General features: G+C 41.8%; 2 protein-coding genes. Both read left to right on the top strand.

The features are described 5' to 3' along the window. Positions 1 to 54 precede the first annotated feature (54 nt). Entirely contained in the window at positions 55 to 624 is a 570-nt protein-coding gene (locus ACTHPA_RS18500; RefSeq protein WP_440502419.1) for a helix-turn-helix domain-containing protein, read from the top strand. A gap of 86 nt (positions 625 to 710) precedes the next feature. Then, the coding region (locus ACTHPA_RS18495; protein ID WP_440502418.1) for an IS3 family transposase at positions 711 to 900 on the top strand (190 nt) is incomplete at its 3' end.

Here is a 900-nt window from a genome sequence, read left to right as displayed (position 1 = left end):
TGAAGTGCACCCCAAAAGTTAGAGTTGAAAATCTAACTTTTGGGGTGTTTTATTATGGTTAAATATACAGATGATTTTAAGGTGATGGTTGTTCGGGAATATCTCAAAGGAACAATTGGGTATAAGAGATTGGCGGAAAAACATGGTGTAAAGTCGAAGAGACAGATCATTGATTGGGTAAACGCATACAAGAAGTTTGGTGTGGAGGGAGTATTTCGAAAGAAAAAGGACGCGATTTATTCTGTTCAATTCAAACTGGATGTATTAAGCTTTATGAAAAGACCAGGCGCTTCGCTTTCAAAGACGGCACTTCACTTCGGAATAACGAATCCCTCGGTCATCAGAGGTTGGAAGAAGAAATTCCTTGAAGGCGGTGCGGAAGCCCTGGACAACCCGAAAGGACGACCGGCCATGTCTGATAAAGCGAAGAATGTCAAGAAGAGCCAGAAGCCAACACAGCAGGATGAAATGACGCGTGAACAGAAATTAGAACGGGAAAATGAACTCCTCCGCCTGGAAGTGGAATACCTAAAAAAGTTGCGAGCTTTTCAGATGGATCCGGACGGCTATCTCGAAAAGCACAAGCAGCGTTATCATTCGAACTCAAAGAAGAATTCCAACTGAAGGATGTCCTGCAGATTGTCGGCATTCCTGAATCATCCTATCACTATCATATAAAACAAATGAAACGGGAGAATCCCAACCAAGAGTTGGAGGTAACGATTCAATCCATTTTTGACGAGCACAATGAAAATTATGGTTATCGCAGGATTCAACTTGAATTAAAAAATCGTGGCATCGTCGTTAATCACAAAAAGGTGCAACGCATTATGCGAAAGCTAGGATTGAAAGGCAATAAGTTCACCCGGAAATCACGTCGTTATAGTTCGTACAAAGGAA

Source organism: Sporosarcina sp. SAFN-015 (assembly GCF_051966875.1).
In the GTDB taxonomy this organism is placed as follows: Bacteria; Bacillota; Bacilli; order Bacillales_A; family Planococcaceae; genus Sporosarcina.
This window is presented reverse-complemented; position numbering and strand designations above follow the sequence as displayed.

Bases quoted from the DNA above. Each gene is read 5' to 3' on its own strand.
- ACTHPA_RS18500 (WP_440502419.1), top strand. From the start codon at position 55: ATGGTTAAATATACAGATGATTTTAAGGTGATGGTTGTTCGGGAATAT.